Raw genomic sequence first — 20,813 nt, forward strand, 5'->3', positions numbered from 1 at the left:
TAATTAGCCACAAAAAAAAAAGCTAAGCTAAGCTCTTTGACTGTAGATAGAATTAAAAGGTAAGTCCTGGGGACTATCGTAATATCAGTTGTCTGCATCATGGCGCACAGGCGATAGCCTGTACGAGCATGCAGCAGACAACGATTTACCATTGTCCCCAGGATGGGTTTGTCAACGAACACAGAGCTTTAGTTAAAGCTCTTTTTTAGACTCAAAAGGAGTTTGTTGTTGGACTGGCAGTGAAAGCTCGACTTTAAACAGATGATGGAGTTGATGATAGTTAATCTTACCCAGATGTCTCACAATGATTCTTTTGCAGGTAGCCAAACCAATACCACTACTGTCAACGGATGTGTTCCCGGAGATTTGAAAATCAGCGATTGTTTTATTACGTTGAATAATGCATAATTCTTTATTATTGAGGATGAGCCCAAGATCAACCGGTTGCTTGGGATCCGCATATTTCAAAATATTAGAAACCAGATTATCAAAGATCCGCCGCAGTTGTTTGAGGTCAACGGTTAATGAAAAATCCTGATCAATACAGTTTTCAACAACCAGTTGGAACCCTCCTTCTTTTAGAGAAAAGGTAATTTCTTCAACAATTTGAGAAATAAGCATATTCCCATCGTAGGTTTCAAAATGAAAGGGAACATCACCATTGTCGGCCAAAGCATGCTCAAAAAGACTGGTGATCAGACCTTTAATCTGGTAGGCCTTTTCCAGAGCGGTATTAAGATAAGCTTTTTCCTTAACAGGGTCTCTTACCCGACCATCCTGGATAAGCTCCAGATAACAGACAATGGAAGTTAATGGGGTCCGGATATCGTGGGAAACAGACGTAATTAATTGTTGATTTTCCCGTTTGGCTTTTTCCTGGGATTTGATTTCCGCATCCAAAGCCCGACGCATTTCATTAATGCTTCTGGCCAGGGAAGACAGTTCATCATGACCTCGAATGGGAATTGTATAGTCCATGCTGCCGCCTTCAATGATTTGGATGCCCTTTTGAATTTCATTAATATAGTGTATTTTTTTTCCCAAAAGAGAAATGAGAAGAATCAGCATGAAGATACAGGGTAATACACTATAGATAACAATGGACCAAAACTCGCTCATGGTAAACCAGGGTTTTATAAAGGTCGTGACGAGTACGCTAAAAAGCATGGCGCAAACAAACGCAATGGCCATGTATTTTAAAAGGGTGAATCCCAGTCTGGAAAATAGAAAAAATTTTTTTTCAGGGTTTTCGGTTGGCGGAGCTGTGTTTTCTTTAGAGAATTTTTTTTTAGTCAATGTAATATCCTTTCCCCCAGGCGGTTTTAATATATTGGGGTTCCCGGGGATTTTCTTCGATTTTTTGACGCAGATTACGAATATGAACCATAATGGTATTATTTGCCTGATAGAAATAAGGCTCTTGCCAAATACTTTCGTATATATTTTCGGCAGAAAAAACCTTTTTCAAATGGGTCAGCAGGAGTTCCAGGATCTGATATTCAATGTCGGTGAGGTTAATCACAGAATTCCCACGGGTCAGGGTTTTACTATCAGTGTCAAGAGCCAGGTCCTTAAGAATGAAGAGGTTGAGCTGAGTTTTAATTCCGGCACCCTGGTAAACATAATAGCGACGCAACAGAGATTTTACTCTGGAAACAAGTTCAACACAGGAAAAGGGCTTAGAAAGATAATCATCCCCACCGGCAGAGAAGCCCATAACCTTATCGGAATCCTGGGTTTTGGCGGTTAGAAAAAGAATGGGGACGGTTGTTATCTTCCGGATTTCCACACAGGCTTTAAAACCCGATTTTACAGGCATCATCACATCTAAAATAATAAGATCAATGGTATCATCGGTAAGATCCACAGCCTCCTGTCCATTTTTGGCACTGACGATTTCATAGCCCTCGGCTGAAAGAAGAATGTCTGCCAGTTCAAGAATATCCGGACTGTCATCGGCTACTAAAATTTTTTGAACGCCCTGATTATTCACCCAGGCACCTCCCTTATTTTTAAATTCTTTTGTAACACTATTGTAAACTGAAATTGCTGATAAAGCAATACTTGTCCGATTCTGCAAAGAGAAACCCCGGTCTGAACAATTTGATAAATTTGGGTTTAATTCTTGATCAAAATGAGGTATAATAAACCCTAGTAAATGATGAGGAGAAAAAGAATGAGTTTATATGAAGAATGGAAAAACTACATAGAAGAGAATTCCAAAACTGAGGAAGAACAAAATAAGTTTTGGGAAAAATATTGTGCAGATGAAAAGGTATTATACCAAAAGATACTGAGCAATAAATTGCAGATCATTGAAGGCACAGTTGAAGGCCTTTCAAATGAAAATAAAATGATTGCTCCTCAATTTATGGGATTTTTAGATGGCATTAATGACAGCCTTGTAACATCCCTGGATCTTGATGCAATCGCATTGGATACAGAAATAAAGCTGGAAATTGATTTTGAAAAGCTTTATAAAAACATGCTGGCAGTACCGGCAGAATGGCTGTATTCCCTAGAAGAATGGGATAACATTTTGAGCGAAGAGAAACGAACTGAACTCACAAAAGAGTATAAGCGCTCAAAAACAGTGGTTAATGAGGAAAAGGTTGGCCGTAACGAACCTTGTCCCTGTGGATCCGGAAAAAAATTCAAAAAGTGCTGTGGAAAATAGTTTAAGCATTGTCTAAAAATAAAAGCCTTGAAATTTGGAGAGTTTCTCCGGATTTCAAGGCTTTTTTATGTTATTTTTTAAGCATTTCATGGATATAAAAGAGGGTAATCATGGAAAGGGAGATGTCCGGAGTGAATTTACACAGGAAAGCATTCATTTTATCACGGGAAAGATCCCCGGGAATGCTCATAAATACAATATAAAAGGTAATAAAGTTGTATCGCCGGAAGTTATTGTTAGCGGGTAATAAAAACTCCATCACGATTCTTGGGTTTTCAAGAAGGGTGAGATTTTCTTCCATCAGGGCACCCAGCTTTTTTAAAATTGCCTGGAAGAACAAATCAATGGAATACTTTTCCAATCGCGGAACCCCAAGACTTTTTGCGGTAATTTCAAGGAGAGACAGGGCCAAAGGACGATTTCTGAAAGTGGTTTTTTTCAAAAGGTCTTCAAGGCCGGACAATATATTATTTTTATCTGTAGCTTTAAGATTGTGAAGTAATTCGATTAGCTTTTGCTGCTTCAAGGTATCGGATAATGTTAATCCAAGCTGGGTTTCGAATCTTTTAAAAATAGTATTATTTTTTTGAGTATCAATGTAATAATACTTGCCTTCCAGAGCCCCGAAGGTTTTCATGGCATCCAGATAACCCAACTGAATGCTGTGGTCAATGGTTTTGGAATTAAAATTCAAGGTTCCTCCCAGGAACTCAGAATTATTAACAGTAATAATTTTAATATTTTTATTTCGAACCCATTTCCGAATTGCCAGAACTGGAAATTCCACAGAAATAATCTGATGGAAGTTTTGTTCCAGCATAAAATTAATGGGAACATTGTCGAAAAAGCCCCCATCAAGATAAGTTTTACCATCAATTTCCTGTTTTTGAAAAATCGGAAGGGCAGCGCTGGCAAGTAAATAGTCAATGAGCTGACCCTGAGGAATATCCTCAATCATTAATTGTTTGGGTTTAAGACTGGTAAGATCAACCGTTACTAAACCAAAGCGAATGGAAGATCGCCGTATCGCTTCTTCAGAGATTAAACGGGTGAGATTATTTCGCAAAGGAGTAATATCGAAACCATCGGAAAAGAGTAACGTTAAAAAACCATCGCGAAAAGTATCAAAACTTTCCTTTGACCAAGTTTCAACATAGTTATTCGTGACCGTTTTACTGAGATTCAAAACGTGAGTTATTGTAATCTTTGACCAAAATTCCATGGCTGCGTCAAAGTTATTTTGAGCAATCATAGCTGCATTAATGGCTCCTACCGAGGTGCCAATAACCGCACCGATGGGATAATCACACTCCCGAATGGCTTTCCAGACTCCCATTTCAAAGGCACCTTTAGCACCGCCGCCACTGAGAACCAGGCCGTATTCCCCTTGAGACAACATAATTTCACCTCTCTGTAAAAAAGAAACCTTTACGGCGGATGACGAGCACCCGCCATAAAGGCATTCAAGCATTTAAGTTAAATTCAGTAATAGGTTCCATTGGGTATGCCATTGGACATATTATTAAACATACCGCCAAACAACCCTGCTGTACCTATGCCCATACAGGCGACACATGCAATGAAAACAAGCAGAGCAAGAGCAAGTCCGACGATAGAACAGATTAAACCGGCCAGGGCCATGCCTGTTGGGCGTCCCAGGGATTTTCGTTCCTTCATAGCGATAATTCCAAAAATCAGACCAACACCACCAATCATGGCACCTCCTATAAAAGAAAAACAAGTGATAATCGAAAAAATACCCAGGGAAAGTGCAATAATGGATTTAGAGTCATAATTGGCTTCCAATACTTCTTCGGGTTCGGGATGTCGTTCATCATATCCTTCTTTATTTCGGATGACAAATATAAAAATCGGTCCCATAAAAGGGAAAATAATACTCAATACAAGGAAAAGTACCCGATGGGTTTTACTATAAATACTGAAAAGCCAAAACAATGCAGTGCATTGATAAAAACTAAGGGCCAGGGAAATGAGAATGATGAAAACGGTACCCAGTACTGGAATCAAGCCAAGGATACTCATAATCAGAGCAAAAGCAAAAGGAGACAGTGGCAAAAATATTTTCGCATAGGGAATATGCATTGAACCAATAGAGACATCATCATTAATGAGTTCACCCGTCAGATAGCTGCTGGCAATGGGAATCCAGGCCAGCCACGCATGATCCAAGTTCCGGTTTTTAGCCATAGTGTAGAGACCAATGGCATTAAAAACATAACAAAGTATTCCGATAATAAGTGCAGTAATTAATACAACGATTAAGACAGACAAAAGAACTGGTATCAGACCGTAAAAAGCATCCGTTCCTGAACCAGAGCCAATCCCGCCATTATAATAGGGTTGAAGCGCATTCATAATAAAACCTCCATAAAATTATTTCTTTAAATGATTATACCCCAAAAAAATCAAAACAACTATTTTTTCCAATTTTTTTCGTAAAGTTTTTGGGGGATTTTCAGGAGGAACAAGATGCCAAGTGTGATAACAAACAGACTGATCCACTGGGAAGTTGAAAAAAACAAAAATGAGCCTCTGGGATCAGAGCGAAAGAATTCATTTATAAACCGGAAAATGCCATAGACGATTAAATAGAAGCCTGTAGTAAAACCGGGAGTTTTGCTCTTCTTTAACACCCATAACAAAACAACGGTTAAAATAAAGAGAAAAAGGGATTCCACTAACTGGGCCGGAAAAAGTCCGATGCCGGAAGGCGGATAAGAGCCAACCGGGTAGGTGACAGAACAAAAGCCTTCATAGGGAGCACCGTAGCAGCATCCGTTAAAAAAACAGCCGATGCGGCCAAAACCTTGGGCAAGTGCCAGACAGGGAACCGCCATATCGAAATATTCAACAGGTTTAAGGCGGTAAATAGCAGTATAAAGAAAACCACTCAAAATACCGCCAATGAGACCTCCGTAAAAAACGGTACCGCCGGTGAAAATTAGAATAATCGTCTCCGGATGGGTAATAAAGGTGGGAAGCGCAACAATAATATAGAGAAGCTTTGCCCCAACAATGCCGCCGATGATTCCGAAAAGCCCAAAAAACATGGCGTCCATGGTGGGAATTTCATATTTTCTGGCAGTGAAAATAGCCAGCAAAAAAGCGGAGCCAACCCCAAGAAGAAAGAAAATCCCAAAGGTGGGAATTGAAAAATTGAAAAATCTTATAATTGGATACATGGTCTTCCTTTCGTTAATGCTTAAATAACGGATTCAATAAAAAAATAGACGATGGATATCGTCTATTCATAGCATTGGGAATCAATTTTAGTAAGGTGCACTTAATAATCCAGCACATACCACACATGAAAGACATGAAAATAGAACTGAAGACAATATAAGCCCAATAATAGAAAGAACAAAACCGGCAGTGGCCGTGCCGCTGGGTTTAAAACCCTCTAACTGACCGGCTTTACGGATTTGAATACCGAAGATTAAACCCACAACAGCACAGGCAATACCAATCAGTGAAAAAAACCACAATACTGAAGAAACGACTGAAATAATTCCTAACACCAGAGACGCCGTCGCTTTGTTGTTATACTGCTCCATAAGAACCTCCTAAGAATAATATAATTATAGTATCAGGATAACCTAATCATGAAAGAAAGTCAAGAATTATGGATTTCTTTTAACCTTTCAACCAGGTCAAAGGCCACATGATTAATGGTTTGTGAGCCGGCAACAAGAACTAAATCGTTGGGGCATAAATGCTCGGTGAGATAATCAACAATATCCTTAAATGCAGAAATAGTCACTGTTGGGATATGATATTTTTCTTCAATGGATTTTTGAAGATCTTCAGAGTAAATGTTCCAGTCATTGGCTTCACGGTCTGAATAAATATCATTAAGAATGACAAAGTCCGCTTTGGAAAAGGCATCCACAAAGTTATCAAAGAAAAAGAAAGTTCTGGAGTAAGTGTGGGGTTGGAAAACAACCCAAAGCTTATGATGTTCATAATTCAGGCAGGCATCCACAACAACCTTTAGTTCAGTAGGATGATGGGCGTAATCCTCATAAACATTAATACCATTGACTTCACCACGGAATTCGAACCGACGTTTAGCACCGGTAAAGCGTGCCATGGCAATAATAGAGGTTTCAACCGGGATTCCCAGGAAGTCACCGCAGATAATGGCAGAAAGGGCATCCAGAACATTATGCTCCCCGGGAATAATAAGCTGGTAATGACCATAAAAATCATTTCCTTTAAATACGTCAAAGCTGGGTTTCCCTATTTTGTCATATTCAATGTTTTCCGGATGCCAGTCATTCCTGGGATCTAAACCATAGGTAACAACCGGACAGGCAAGATCTTTAACAACATCTAAAACATCCTGGGAATCCCCATAGGCAATCATGATACCCGTTGATGGCAAAATTTTACCGAATTTATGAAAGGATTCTTTGATTTGAGGAAGACCGCCGGTAAAGTAGTCAAGGTGATCCGCTTCAATGTTGGTAATAATGCCAATGGAATGGGATGTCTTTAAAAAGCTATCCACATATTCACAGGCTTCAACTACAAAAAAGTCCTTTGAGGCAACCACCGCATTACCACCGAATTCGTCAAGAGTTCCTCCAATGCTTAGGCTGGGGTTTAAATTGGCCTGGTGAAGAAGACAGGCCACCATGGAAGAAGTGGTGGTTTTACCATGGGTTCCTGAAACAGCAATGGTTTTATCAAAAATATGAGAAAAAAGTCCGAGAAAATCCGAACGTTCAATTTTTGGCAGACCTAAATCGGTTGCCTTAATCATATCCGGATTATCCTCATGGATAGCCGCAGAATAAACCACGCAATCGGTATCCAGTGGAATATTATTATAATCATGGCCAATATGTACAGGGATGCCAAGACCCTCTAATTTTTCAATGTAGGCTGAGGTAATCATATCAGAACCTTCAATGGAGAAACCCTGTGATAAAGACATTGTGGCAAGACCACTCATGCTGCTTCCACCGATGCCAATGAAGAATAATTTATGTATGGGTTTGTTGAATTTTTTTTCAAGTTGTGCTTTCATAATATTAGCTCCTTAATAAACAATGAATTTCTTAATAAATTCTTAATAACTCATTTGTTTGTGTGTTTTTTTTCCTGCTTAAATAGAATAAAATGATCAGAGAGGTCCTTATAAACCCCTTTAAACACTTCATCAGAAATTATAACACAGGAGTTTCACTTGAGTAAAGGCTAAAAATAACTTGCGCTTTTCATAAAATATGAATAAAATTATGAATATCTAAAATAATGTTCGGATTTTTAAAAAAATCAACACAGGTGGGAAATGAAGAAAAACGAAAGAATCAGTATTATAACTAAGATATTATCGGATCATCCCAACGAGGTCTTTAGCTATAATTATTTTACTAATCTTTTAGATGCCGGGAAATCAAGCGTTTGTGAAGATGTTGCTATTGTTAAAAGTGCTTTTCGGATCATTGGTGTGGGTTCTGTGGAAACATTCTCAGGTGCTACAGGGGGAGTGGTTTATCATCCGGAAGTTTCGACATCAGAGGAAGTGGGAATTCTGGATGAAATTGCAAAGCTTCTTCTTGAGCCCTGGCGCAGGATCCAGGGAGGGTTTATATATTATAGCGACATTCTTTCCAACCCGCGATACGCTCAAAACATTGGTCGGATCATTGCATCAAAATACAGAGACCAGGGTATTGAATATGTGGTTACTTCAGAAACGAAAGGCATTCCGGCAGCACTTGAAACAGCACGTTATCTTAATGTGCCCATGGGCCTGATCAGACGATCAAATCGGGTGACGGAAGGCGCAACCACCAGCGTTAATTATATCTCAGGTTCATCGAATAAAATTAAGACCATGTATCTGAGCCGCCGCATTGACTTAATCGGAAAAAAGGTTTTAATTATTGATGATTTTATGAAAGGCGGAGGGACTGCCAAGGGGATGACAAATCTCATGGAAGAAGTCGGTGCAAAGGTAATGGGGATCTGTATTATTTTTGTGACAAAATTGCCGGTGGAAAAGCTTGTGGACAATTTTACTCCTCTTATTATTATGGACGATGATGATATGGATGGTGCCGGATTAAAGGTTTCTCTGTATTCTAAGTAGCAAAAAACCTCACTTATATTTAGGACATTTAATAAGGAGTGTAATTAGGAGTCACTGTTTTTATTCCAGAGGTATGGGATGCTGGATGATCAGCCCTTAAAAAAAATGTTATTGATTCAAAAAAATTGAGGTTTTTGTTTTAATATTTATAAATTTGTGATAGTATGTGTATAAGGTTAGACAGATGATTTTATTTCAAAGGGGAAGGATTACTACGAAATGGAAATAACGGACGTAAGAGTAAGAAAAACGTATCCAGAAGGTAAAATGAGAGCGATTGTTTCGGTTACTTTTGATGACCAATTTGTTGTTCATGATATCAAAGTGATTGAAGGGCAAAGTGGATTTTTCATTGCAATGCCAAGTAGAAAAACCCCGGATGGCGAGTTTAAAGACATCGCACATCCCATTAACATGGGTACCCGTCGTGAAATGCAGGAAAAGGTACTGAAAGCTTTCGAAAAAGCCATAGAAGATGATATCCAACCGGTCAAAGAAGAAATCGAAGAAGTAGAACTAGAAGTAGATTACGAAGAAGAATAAAAAGATATAAAAAAAGGGGGAATCATTTCCCTTTTTTTGTTGTTAATAAATTGATAATATTGGAGAGTATAAAACCATGAAGAAATCAAAGACAATTATCCTGGCAGCCGGCCAGGGAACTCGGATGCAGTCTCAAAAATCAAAAGTGCTCCATCAGGTTTGTGAAAAAAATATTCTGGATTATGTGGTTGATGCCAGTAAAGGTTCAGGAATAGCTGATGTGGCTGTTGTTGTGGGTTATCAGGCTGATGAAGTTAAAACCAGCCTTTGTCCCGGAATTGCTACCATACTCCAGAAGGAACAGCTGGGTACAGGACATGCTGTTTTACAGGCATTGCCTTTTTTTAAGGGCCTGCAGGGGAATCTCATTGTACTGGTAGGAGATGCACCACTGATCCGCCCGGAAACCATAAAGGGTCTGGTGACAGAGCATGAAGCCAGAGGTCATGGAGCCACAGTGCTCACTGCAGAATTCGAGGATCCGACAGGTTATGGAAGAATGGTGAAAAACCAGGCAGATGAGCTTCTTAAAATCGTAGAAGAGCGGGATGCCACGGTGGAAGAGAAAAAAATCCGGGAAATTAATTCCGGGATGTATTGCTTCGACGCTCAAACATTGATCCTGGCCTTAAAAGAACTCAATACCAACAACACCCAGGGTGAATATTATCTTACCGATGTGATTGAGATTATGCGTCAAATGGGTAGAACAACCGGCACCTATATGACACCGGATCCTGAAGATATCCAGGCCATTAACTCAAAGGTTCAACTTTCAGAGGTAGCAGCTGTGATGAGAAAACGGATTAATTCAAGTCTCATGGATAATGGGGTCATTATGATTGATCCTGGTGCCACCTATATTGGGTGTGAAGTCATTGTCGGACAGGACAGTACCTTATATCCTGGAGTTATTCTGGAAGGAAAAACAATAATTGGTAAAGATTGTCTGATTGGTGCCAACAGCCGTTTGGTTAATGCTGAAATCGGAGATCATGTGACGATCCAGAATTCAACTATTTTAGACAGTTCTGTGGATGATGACACCAGCGTCGGACCTTATGCCTATGTACGACCGGGAAGCCGAATCGGTAAGCACTGTAAAGTCGGCGATTTTGTTGAAGTGAAAAATTCCACCATGGCCGATGGCGCAAAGGCATCTCACCTGACTTATATCGGGGATGGGGATGTTGGAGAAAATGTAAACCTGGGATGCGGAACCGTTTTTGTGAACTACGACGGCAAGAAAAAATACCGGACGACGGTGGAAAAAAACGCGTTTATCGGGTGTAATACCAATCTTATTGCCCCGGTAACTGTAAAGGAAGGCGCCTATATTGCTGCCGGATCCACCATTACCGATGATGTGCCGCAAGAGAGCTTAGCCATTGCCAGAGCACGACAGATCAATAAGGTCGGTTATTTGAAAAAATAAGCTTGCTAATTTTATGAATCATGTCATTATTATAGAATAAAGAAAATTAAGTTGAGGTACTGAAATTATGGATGGAAAGTATAGTGGAATTAAGATTATTGCTGGGAATGCAAACCTCCCACTGGCAAATGAAATTGCCGATTATTTAGAAGTACAGCTGTGTAATGCAGAGGTCGTCTCTTTTAGTGATGGAGAAATTGGGGTTAATGTTTTTGAATCTGTCCGTGGTGCAGATGTTTTTGTTATCCAGTCCACAGGAGCCCCTGTGAATCATAATCTCATGGAATTATTAATTCTTATTGATTCCATGAAACGTGCTTCAGCAGGACGAATTAATGCCGTCATCCCTTACTACGGTTATGCCAGACAGGATCGTAAGGCAAAATCCCGTGATCCGATTACCGCAAAATTAGTGGCCAACCTGTTAACCACAGCCGGAGCCGATCGGGTGATCGCCATGGATCTTCACTCCAACCAGATTCAGGGGTTCTTTGATATCCCCGTGGATCATTTATCCGGTGGCGGGCTTATTACCGAATATTATAAAGAAAAGGGCCTGGAAAACATGGTGGTAGTATCTCCGGATGTCGGGAGTGTTAAGCGTTCCCGTAACCTGGCACGTCACCTGAGTTGTCCTTTTGCAATTATCGATAAAGATCGTCCCCGTCCAAACGAAACCAAAGTCATGAATGTTATTGGGGATGTTAAAGGGAAGAACTGCATCATGATTGATGATATGATTGATACCGCCGGAACCATTACTTCCGGGGCCAACGCACTGATGGACCTGGGCGCTAATTCCATTTATGCAGCCTGCAGTCATGGCGTTTTTTCAGGACCGGCGATCCAACGCATTCAGGATTCATCCATTAAAGAACTGGTGACATTAAACACGTTGGTTATTCCTGAAGAAAAACAAATTGAAAAAATAAAAATCCTTTCCACCGGCACCCTGTTTGGTCGAGCCATTGATTATGTCCATTTTGGACGTTCCCTCAGCAAGCTATTTGTTGGAAGATACGTTTAGGATTGGCAGAAAATCATGTATCTGATTGTGGGATTGGGAAATATCGGCAGTAAATATGATATGACCCGACATAATATGGGCTTTCAAGCCATTGATCACCTGAGTAAAAAAAAGGGTGTTACTGTCAATAAGAAGGAAAAAAATGGCTTAACCGGGGTTTATCGCGAGTTTGGAGAGAAAATTATGCTGGCCAAACCCACTACTTTTATGAATAACAGTGGTCTTTGTGTGTCCGGACTTGTCAATTTTTATGAGGTCCCATTGGAAAATCTATTGATTATTTACGATGATATTGACCTTGCTCCCGGAGATGTCCGGATCCGTCAGCATGGCAGCGGCGGCACTCATAATGGCATGCGTTCCATTATTCAGAGTTTGGGAAGTCCGAATTTTCCAAGAATCCGGATTGGTATCGGTAAACCCGAGGACTGCTCTGATTTAGTGAATTACGTTTTAGGCTGTTTTGCAAAAAGTGAGCTGCTGCCCATGGAAGATGCAGTCATAGAGGTTTCCAGGGGAGTGGATTATTTCGTGAAGGATGGTGTGGATTTGGCAATGAACCAGATTAATGTTCGCAAAAAGCCAGAAAAACCAACTGCCACAGCAATAGAAGAAAACAATTAAAAAATAATATGGAAAAAGATAGTAAAATCAAAAGCCCGGGTTTCAAAACCTGGGCTATCAGTGTTTAGAAAAAGAAAGAAGTGACAAATGGATTTACTGTATGAGGACCTTCTGGGGTTGGAAAAGACAAAAATTATTCTTAATGCACTGACACCCGGGGAAATTGTGAACCTTTCCAATATGAATAACAGTCTTAAGGAAGTACTGACCGGATTAATTTACAATAATCAGGAAAAACGGATTCTTTATGTGACGGCCACCGATTATCTGGCACAAAAAAAAGCGGTCGCCATCGAAAAGATTCTTCAGGAAAAAGTGCTTTATTTTCCCATGGAATCGATTCATGATTATTTTGCCGATGTCCACAGCCAGGAGATTAATCAACAACGTTTGGCTGTTCTCGAAATGATTTTATTGGGGAACAAGGAAGTTGTGGTGACCAGCGTTGAGGCGCTCCTGAAAAAATGCATGCCGCTGGAAAAGTTCCGGGAACTGGCATTTAGCCTGGGGCTGGAAGAATCATGGGATCCCCTGGCATTGGTGGATCGTCTTTTTGCTTTAGGATATAACGGCGTCTATCAGGTTGAAGCACGCGGACAATATGCTCACCGAGGCGGAATTTTAGATGTCTTTCCACCCATCGGAAGAAATGCTTATCGGATCGAATTTTTTGGAGATACCATTGAGTCCATTCGATGTTTCGATCCGGAAACACAATTATCGACCCGGTCGGTTGATCGTGTTCGGATACCGCCAGGCCGGGAAATTATCCTGGATTCAGATGAACGCAAAAAAGCTCTGGCCCTTATGGAAAAACGTTATGGCACCGTTTCGGAGTATGCCGCATTACTTGAGCGAATGACCGAAGATCCCGGTGCCCATGATGAAACCCTGATTTCCTTTATTAAAAGCGAAGCATCTTTTGTGGATTATCTGGGAGATTGTGTTTGTATCTGGGATGAACCCCCGCGGATCAGAGAATCTCAGGTGTTATTCCAGGAAAAAATCCAGCGGAATTTTGAAACGCTGATGCATGAATTTTTTATGTTCCCCGAGGAACAGAACAAATTTTATGCCCTTTCAAGAATTGAAAAAGTCATGGAAAGCCAGGCTCAGCTAAAACTCCACTTGTTCACATCAAAAGGGAAAAAAGGGATATCCCTGGATATGGAAGCCAAGGATATCGATTCTTTTCTGGGACAGCTTCCGCTGTTTACTCAATTTATCCGGGAACAACTCAAAAAAAATGCCATTATTAACTTACGCGCCCGGGATGAGGCCGGACTTGAAAAATTAAGGCAGCTCATCACCGAAGCTGATATCCATAATTTTACAACCGGGGCCAGCCCGGGAATTCAGTTATCCATTGGCGAACTGGAAAGCGGTTTTGAACTCCCGGAGGATGGGCTTGTTTGTATTAATCAAAGTGAAATTCTAAAAGAATCCCTATCGGGAAAAAGACGAAAACGGATCAAGGGCCGAAAAATAGATTCGTTTACCCAACTGAACCAAGGGGATTTTGTGGTTCATGATACCCATGGCATTGGAATTTACCGGGGCATCGAGCAACTTAAAATTGACAAAACCATTAAGGATCTGATTGTCATTGAATATGCCAATGATGCCCGGTTTTATTGCCCGGTTGATCAAATGGAAGCCATTCAGGTATATGTTGGAACCGGAGAGAAAAAACCGAAAATCAACCAACTGGGAACCAATGACTGGCATAAATCAAAGTCCCGGGTGAAAGCAGCCGTTGAGGATATGGCCGATGAGCTCATTGCTCTCTATGCTAAAAGACGAAGTCTGGTGGGGTATGCCTATGGGCCTGATTCCAGTTGGCAAACCGAATTCGAAGAATCGTTTCCTTATATGGAAACAAATGATCAGCTCCAGGCTGTTGAGGAAATTAAGGTGGATATGGAAACGCCGCGGCCGATGGATCGGCTTCTTTGCGGGGATGTCGGTTATGGAAAAACAGAGGTCGCCCTGAGGGCTGTTTTTAAGGCCGTAATGGAAGGCAAGCAGGTGGTACTGCTGGTACCAACCACTATTCTGGCCCAACAGCATTACCAGACCGCAATCGATCGATTTAAAAAATACCCGGTAAATATCGGACTCCTGAGCCGATTTAAAACAAAAAAAGAGCAGGAACAAACCTTAAAAGAACTGGCAGCGGGACAAATGGATCTGATTATCGGAACCCATCGCCTGTTATCAAAGGATGTAATTTTTAAAGATTTAGGGTTGCTTGTTGTCGACGAGGAGCAGCGATTCGGGGTCCGGCATAAAGAGCGGATTAAACAGCTTAAGGAAAACGTGGATGTTCTGACCCTGAGTGCCACCCCTATTCCCAGGACCCTTCACATGTCAATGGTAGGGGTTCGGGATATGAGTGTTATTGATGAACCGCCAGCCGGCAGGCGACCGGTTCTGACCTATGTCATGGAATACAACCCGGCTATTGTCAAAGATGCCATTGAACGGGAACTCAGTCGGCAGGGACAGATTTTCTTTGTTCACAATCGCATTCACGATATTTTCGAGGTTTCCAGAAAGCTTCAAAAACTGGTGCCGGAAGCGCGGATTGTGGTGGCTCACGGACGGATGTCGGGTCCGGACCTTGAAGATATTATGGTGGATTTTCTTAAAGAAGACTATGATATGCTGGTAACCACAACGATTATTGAATCAGGACTGGATATAAAAAACGCCAATACCCTTATTGTTGATAACGGTGATCAAATGGGGCTTTCCCAATTGTATCAGCTTCGTGGCCGGGTCGGGCGCTCAGATGTTCAGGGCTATGCCTATGTGACCCACAAACCAAAAGTGCTTTCGGAAATATCGCAGAAGCGTTTAAAAGCCATAAAAGATTTTACTGCCTTTGGATCAGGCTTTAAGATTGCCCTTCGGGACCTTGAAATAAGAGGGGCAGGAAATATTTTAGGGTCAGCCCAGTCCGGAAATCTGGCAACCATCGGCTATGAACTTTATTGTCGGATCCTTGAGGAAGCCGTTCAGCGCCGAATGGGTGATGAAAAGGCCTTTATTCCAAGTGAACTTATTATCAATTTGGATGTGAGCAGTTATATTCCCGAAAACTATATCAGCAATGAAGAACTCAAGTATGCCATTTACAAAAAGTTATCCTATGTTAAGTCAAAAGCAGATTATGATGAGCTGGAGGATGAGCTTTTAGACCGTTTTGGAGAAATCCCGGATGGTGTCTATAACCTCATGGCTCTGGCAATGATCAAGCATTTGGGAAGATCCCTGGGGATGACGGAGATTCGTGACCGCGGTCACAGTGTTCTCTTTACGTTTGATGGCTCAAGAGAGGTCCCCATACCGGAACCTGAACTGATGAAACAACTTTTTGATCAGTATAATATTAAGTTTAACGCCGGTAAGGGGGAGCAGCTGCGCTGGCGGATTGTCTTAAAACATGAACAGGATCAGGTCTTTTTAAGGGAATTGGGCAATTTTCTTGAAATGCTGGCTCCTGAAAAAAATTAAGAAAAAAAGAAACGGTTCTATGTTATACTGGCAACAGTTTTATGTTACACTAATTAAGATTTTATGAAATATGAGGAGAGCTATATGAAAACAAAGAAATCACAGATATTGGTTATATTACTGGCAGTTACAATCCTTGTCAGTTTGTTGGGCTCTGGATGCAGTCTGGTTAATGTGGATCCTGAGAAGGATAAACAACAGACAGTGGCAGAAGTTGACGGAAATAAAATACTCAAAGAAGAATTTAATAATTACATGGCTTATTACCAGATGTATTTTGATTCCAATGGACAGACCTTACCGACAGGAAAAGAGTTTGTCCAGCTTAAAAAAGATGTGTTAGATGATTTAGTCAGAGTAGAAACCATGACCGCCCAGGGAAAAAAAGATGGGGTCACTGTTGATGAAGCTGCTCTTGGAACAGAGGCGGCAACCATGATCACTAACCTTAAAACGACCATGGTTGGGGAGGATAAATACAATTCCACCCTGGCAACATACAATACAGATGCGGCATCCTTTGAAGCCTTTATGACAAAATTTATTGTTAATAACGAGGTTGCCAATACGGTGTCAACAAATTACGATACGGCATTAAGAGCCGATCCCAGCAAAGAATTAAACACTGTAGTAGGCAAAATTGATGGCGAAGATATAAAAAAAGATCTCTATAATTATCGTTTAGCCAATGAAGAATTGCTCACTTATTATCAAACGCAAAAACCGCTGGCAACAGATGCAGCGACTGTGAAAACCACCAACCAAACCATATTTAATACCATTGCTCAACAAAAGGCAATGATTAAATACGCTGAGGATAATAAATTAACGGTGCCACAGGAAGCCATTGACAGCAATGTGGCAAGTCAGACTGCGTTTGTGAATACTCTGATACCGGGAGATGAAGCACTGCAAAAATACCTCGATCAAAAATATCTGACAGTGGCAAAATTCCGGGAGTTTCAACAACAGGATGCCAAAGCTGCAGCAGCAAATACAGTCATTCAGTCGGAATTAGCAAGCAAGGTCACAGTCAGTGACGGTGACGTTAAAAAATATTATGAGGACAATAAACAATCCTATGACACCAGTACGGTTTCAGCAAAACATATTTTAGCCACGGATGAAACATTGGCTAAACAAATTTACGAAGAAGCTAAAAACGTGAAAACAACCGAAGAATTTGATGCCCTCATCGCAAAATATAAAACAGTGGATGGCGTTAAAGAAGCCACGGATTTGGGGGCATTTACCTCTGGAAAGATGGTGCCTGAATTTTCAGCAGCCGCTTTTGCGCTGGAAAAGGGTGGCGTGAGTGAGCCGGTAAAAACAGATTACGGATATCATATTATCTATGTATATGATAAAACACAAGGCCAGATTCCAAGTTTAGAAGACAAGAAAACAGAGGTTACCGAAGCAGCTAAGAGTGAAAAGGCCGCGGCCGATTACTCGAAATTTACGGCAGACCTGCTGAAAAAACAAAAAATTGAAATGAATGATATTGTGACACCTCTGGCAACCTATATCACTCAACTAAAAAAAGACTTAAATGTAAAAGTTTATGAAAATAGAATTAATTAAATAAAAATGCCAGGCACTGGAACATGTTCCAGTGCTTTTATATTGCCACAGTTTGATTAAAAGGATATAATAAAAAACAATCTGCGAAGAACATCAACATTATGGTGTTCCAGAAAAATATTTTTAAAGAGGATTATCAATGTCAGATAAAACATCCAATTATTTAAAAGGTGCCAGCATTTTAGCTGCTGCCGGAATATTTTCCCGGCTGCTGGGTCTCTTTTTCAAGATTCCGCTGTATCAAATGGCTGGAAGCTATGGGAATGGAATCTATGCGAATGTTACCAATATATATCAATTATTGTTAATGGTATCAACCGTCGGGATACCTCTGGCCATATCTAAAATGGTTTCGGAAAATATTGCCAAAGGGGAATATGCCACTGCCCATCGGGTTTTTAAGCTCTCATTTATTGCGCTTGTCACGATGGGATGCGCCGCCAGTCTGTTCTTATTTTTTGGAGCAGATTGGATTATTGAAACCGCCAACTGGACAGCGGAAAGTTACCCGGCCATTGTAGCGATTGCATTGGCACCACTGTTTATTTCAATTTGTTCCGCCTATAGAGGGCTTTTCCAGGGGTTTGAGATTATGACCCCGACAGCGATTTCCCAGATCGTTGAACAGATTGTTCGGGTTATTCTCGGAGTGCTCCTATGCTGGATTTTCGTGGCAAATTTTGGGGTTGGTATGGGTGTGGGCGGTGCTGTTTTTGGCGCCACTGCCGGTGGGTTTGCGGCAGCCATATTACTGGGCTATCTTTATCGGACTTTTGTGAGGGATAACCGTCGTCTTCTTAAAAAAAGAACAGGAAGGCGGCAACGCTCAAATAAGGCCCTGTTAAAACGATTGCTGATTATCTCAATTCCGGTCACATTGACTTCGGCACTGGTTTCAATGTTTTCTACCATCGACTCATTTATCTACGTTACAAGACTTGGATTAGCAGGGTTTGGGGCAGTTGATGCGACCATTATGTTCGGGGATTTCAGCAATGCGGAAATTCTCATTAATTTGCCATTGATTCTCAGCGGAACCCTGGCAATTGCAATGATACCAACGATTTCCAGGTCGTATGCGCTACGGGATCGTGAGGAAACGAATAAAAAAATCAGTTTGTCCATTCGTATTATTTTACTCGTGGCATTTCCATCCTGCATTGGATTATCGGTGCTGTCCTATGGAATTTTTGATCTTTTGTTTCCGGGATCCCCTTACGGGGCTCAAATACTAAGCACTCTATCCTTTGCGACTATTTTTATGATGCTGTCAAATACTTTCCAGAGTATCCTCCAGTCCATTGACCGCTTTCGGGTGCCTCTGATTAACCTGGGGGTGGCCATTATTATCCGGTTTATCACCGGCTGGATATTCCTGGCCATTCCGGCCATTAATATTTATGGGATTGTGCTCAGCACCATTATCACCTTTGTCTATTTAACGGTTGCTAATTTCCTGTCAGTCAGGCGTTTTACCGGAGTACGCATCGATTTATTCCATACCCTGGTTAAGCCCTTGTTTGCCGCGGTTATAATGGGGCTGATTACCTTTTATGCATTTAACTTTGTTTCATCCATTGCCGGGAACTTTTTAGGGCTTGTTATCGCCTTTGTTGTTGCGGTTTGTGTATATGGGATCATCATGATTTTCATTAAAGGAATTACCGAAGAGGAAATCGGATATTTCCCCGGGCATCAGCGTCTCCTTGTTGTGTATGATCGCATCAACCGATTGGTTCCAGGTCGAAAAAAACCCCGAAAACGGCGCTAAGATTTAATTTCAGAAAAGGAAGTGAACCATGTCACGCATTGATATTGTCGGGTTAGGACCGGGAAACCCCGGTCAGATAACCCTTGAAACATTAGCATTACTTAAAAGTCCTAATAAAAATTTCTTTCGGACAGAAATCCATCCGGTCATGGATTTTATTCGGGAAGAAAAAATTTCCTATGAAAGTTTTGATGCTTTTTATGAAACAGAAGAATCCTTTGAGGATGTTTACGAAAAGATTGTCGAAAAACTCATGATGGTGGCAAAAGAAGGACAGGACATTGTCTACGCGGTGCCGGGGAATCCCCTGTTCGGAGAAAAAACCGTTGAGATACTCATAAAAGTTGCAAAACTTCAAGGGGTGGATTATTATATCAGTCCCGGGGTAAGCTTTGTGGATGTGACCATGAATGCCCTGGAAGAAGACCCGATCCAGGGCATTAAAATCATGGATGCTTTTGATTTTAAACAGAATCCACCGGATCCCGGGGTTGGTTTATTAATAACCCAGGTCTATGATAAACACATGGCATCCGAACTAAAGCTGGGACTGATGGAGATCTACGATCCTGAAAAAAAAGTGGTGCTCCTTATTAATTCAGGCATTCCCGGGGCAGAAATAGTAAAAGAAATTTCTCTTTATGAGCTGGATTGGGTGGATGAAATTAATCATCTTACCAGTCTCTATGTTCCGGCTGAAAAGAATGGAAACATCGGTTTTAACGGTACTCTTGCCATAATGAAGACCCTTCGGAGTGACGATGGGTGTTCCTGGGATCGGATTCAAACCCACGAAAGCCTGAAAAATTGTCTCCTGGAAGAAAGCTATGAAGTGATTGAAGCCATTGATAACGAGGACTGGGAGAATCTCACTGAAGAATTAGGAGATTTGCTGTTTCAAATTGTTTTTCATGCGGAAATTGGAAGCGAAAAAAGTCGATTTAACATGAATAATGTCATTAAGGGTATCAATGAAAAAATGATCAGAAGGCATCCCCATGTTTTTTCAGACAAAGCTGACTTTGATCCTAAAAAGGTTGAAATAAATTGGGATGCCATTAAACGTCTGGAAAAAAACGAAAGTGAACCCCAGGAAAAAAGCGAATCCCACCATCAGATTTCCCGGGAAATGAAAAATATTCCAAAGGCAATGCCGGCATTGATGGAGGCCTTTAAGGTTCAGAAGAAGGCTGCAAAAGTCGGATTTGACTGGGAAGATGCTTTGCCTGCTATGGACAAAATTACCGAGGAAACAGCTGAATTATGGGAAGCACTCAGGGAGAATCATTCAGAACATATCGAGGAAGAGCTTGGGGATTTATTGTTTACCGTTGTTAATGTGGCGCGTCTGCTTAAAATTCAACCGGAAATGACCCTAAGGAAAGCCACGAAAAAATTCATCAGTCGCTTTGAAACAATGGAAAAAATTGGAAATCAGGAGAAAAAGAACTTGAATGATTACACTTTAGATCAATTAGATGCCATCTGGAACCGGGCAAAAGGGCTTTAGAA

The 20,813-nt window shown here is 41.0% G+C and carries 17 protein-coding genes; 10 read left to right on the forward strand and 7 right to left on the reverse strand.

Features of this window, described 5'->3' with window-relative positions:
* Positions 1-192 precede the first annotated feature (192 nt).
* Both VIK44_RS13030 and VIK44_RS13035 read right to left on the reverse strand, forming a co-directional pair.
* Positions 193-1,296, reverse strand: coding sequence for a HAMP domain-containing sensor histidine kinase (locus VIK44_RS13030; protein WP_331554326.1), 1,104 nt, complete (start codon positions 1,294-1,296; stop codon positions 193-195).
* Positions 1,289-1,993 (reverse strand): response regulator transcription factor, encoded by a 705-nt coding sequence (locus VIK44_RS13035; protein WP_331554355.1) that lies wholly within the window; start codon positions 1,991-1,993, stop codon positions 1,289-1,291. Before VIK44_RS13035 ends, VIK44_RS13030 begins: the two co-directional genes overlap by 8 nt.
* Positions 1,994-2,176: 183 nt before the next feature.
* Here VIK44_RS13035 and VIK44_RS13040 point away from each other — a divergent pair, with 183 nt between their 5' ends.
* On the forward strand, positions 2,177-2,677 hold the full coding sequence (locus VIK44_RS13040) for an SEC-C metal-binding domain-containing protein (RefSeq protein WP_331554327.1): 501 nt from the start codon (positions 2,177-2,179) through the stop codon (positions 2,675-2,677).
* A 70-nt stretch (positions 2,678-2,747) separates the two neighbouring features.
* Here VIK44_RS13040 and VIK44_RS13045 read toward each other — a convergent pair whose 3' ends face one another.
* The 5 genes from VIK44_RS13045 to murC form a co-directional block, all read right to left on the reverse strand.
* Entirely contained in the window at positions 2,748-4,076 is a 1,329-nt protein-coding gene (locus tag VIK44_RS13045; protein ID WP_331554328.1) for a patatin-like phospholipase family protein, read from the reverse strand.
* A gap of 83 nt (positions 4,077-4,159) precedes the next feature.
* Positions 4,160-5,053: a DUF4190 domain-containing protein gene (locus VIK44_RS13050; protein WP_331554329.1), complete on the reverse strand. Its 894-nt coding sequence runs from the start codon at positions 5,051-5,053 to the stop codon at positions 4,160-4,162.
* 59 nt (positions 5,054-5,112) lie between these two features.
* A complete protein-coding gene (locus VIK44_RS13055; RefSeq protein WP_331554330.1) occupies positions 5,113-5,880 on the reverse strand; it encodes a prolipoprotein diacylglyceryl transferase in 768 nt (255 codons plus the stop codon).
* Between the two features lie 87 nt (positions 5,881-5,967).
* Positions 5,968-6,252: a hypothetical protein gene (locus tag VIK44_RS13060; RefSeq protein WP_331554331.1), complete on the reverse strand. Its 285-nt coding sequence runs from the start codon at positions 6,250-6,252 to the stop codon at positions 5,968-5,970.
* Positions 6,253-6,311: 59 nt separating this feature from the next.
* The gene (gene murC, locus VIK44_RS13065; protein ID WP_331554332.1) at positions 6,312-7,730 is read right to left on the reverse strand and encodes a UDP-N-acetylmuramate--L-alanine ligase; all 1,419 of its coding nucleotides are present in this window, start codon (positions 7,728-7,730) and stop codon (positions 6,312-6,314) included.
* Positions 7,731-7,994: 264 nt separating this feature from the next.
* Here murC and purR point away from each other — a divergent pair, with 264 nt between their 5' ends.
* The 9 genes from purR (at position 7,995) to mazG (ending at position 20,811) form a co-directional block, all read left to right on the forward strand.
* A complete protein-coding gene (gene purR / locus VIK44_RS13070; RefSeq protein ID WP_331554333.1) occupies positions 7,995-8,798 on the forward strand; it encodes a pur operon repressor in 804 nt (267 codons plus the stop codon).
* A gap of 219 nt (positions 8,799-9,017) precedes the next feature.
* Complete coding sequence (spoVG, locus tag VIK44_RS13075; protein WP_331554334.1) at positions 9,018-9,341, forward strand: septation regulator SpoVG; 324 nt, start codon at positions 9,018-9,020, stop codon at positions 9,339-9,341.
* Between the two features lie 76 nt (positions 9,342-9,417).
* Positions 9,418-10,776, forward strand: coding sequence for a bifunctional UDP-N-acetylglucosamine diphosphorylase/glucosamine-1-phosphate N-acetyltransferase GlmU (glmU, locus tag VIK44_RS13080; protein WP_331554335.1), 1,359 nt, complete (start codon positions 9,418-9,420; stop codon positions 10,774-10,776).
* 67 nt (positions 10,777-10,843) lie between these two features.
* Positions 10,844-11,803: a ribose-phosphate pyrophosphokinase gene (locus VIK44_RS13085; protein WP_331554336.1), complete on the forward strand. Its 960-nt coding sequence runs from the start codon at positions 10,844-10,846 to the stop codon at positions 11,801-11,803.
* 15 nt (positions 11,804-11,818) lie between these two features.
* Positions 11,819-12,427, forward strand: a complete 609-nt coding sequence (gene pth, locus VIK44_RS13090) for an aminoacyl-tRNA hydrolase (protein WP_331554337.1) — start codon at positions 11,819-11,821, stop codon at positions 12,425-12,427.
* An 87-nt stretch (positions 12,428-12,514) separates the two neighbouring features.
* Complete coding sequence (gene mfd, locus VIK44_RS13095) at positions 12,515-15,946, forward strand: transcription-repair coupling factor (protein WP_331554338.1); 3,432 nt, start codon at positions 12,515-12,517, stop codon at positions 15,944-15,946.
* Between the two features lie 84 nt (positions 15,947-16,030).
* On the forward strand, positions 16,031-17,530 hold the full coding sequence (locus VIK44_RS13100) for a SurA N-terminal domain-containing protein (RefSeq protein ID WP_331554339.1): 1,500 nt from the start codon (positions 16,031-16,033) through the stop codon (positions 17,528-17,530).
* Between the two features lie 139 nt (positions 17,531-17,669).
* Positions 17,670-19,301: a polysaccharide biosynthesis protein gene (locus tag VIK44_RS13105; protein ID WP_331554340.1), complete on the forward strand. Its 1,632-nt coding sequence runs from the start codon at positions 17,670-17,672 to the stop codon at positions 19,299-19,301.
* A gap of 28 nt (positions 19,302-19,329) precedes the next feature.
* Entirely contained in the window at positions 19,330-20,811 is a 1,482-nt protein-coding gene (gene mazG, locus VIK44_RS13110) for a nucleoside triphosphate pyrophosphohydrolase (RefSeq protein ID WP_331554341.1), read from the forward strand.
* The last annotated feature ends 2 nt before the right edge of the window (positions 20,812-20,813 follow it).

The sequence above is a fragment of the Acetobacterium sp. genome (genome assembly GCF_036508315.1).
GTDB lineage: Bacteria > Bacillota > Clostridia > Eubacteriales > Eubacteriaceae > Acetobacterium.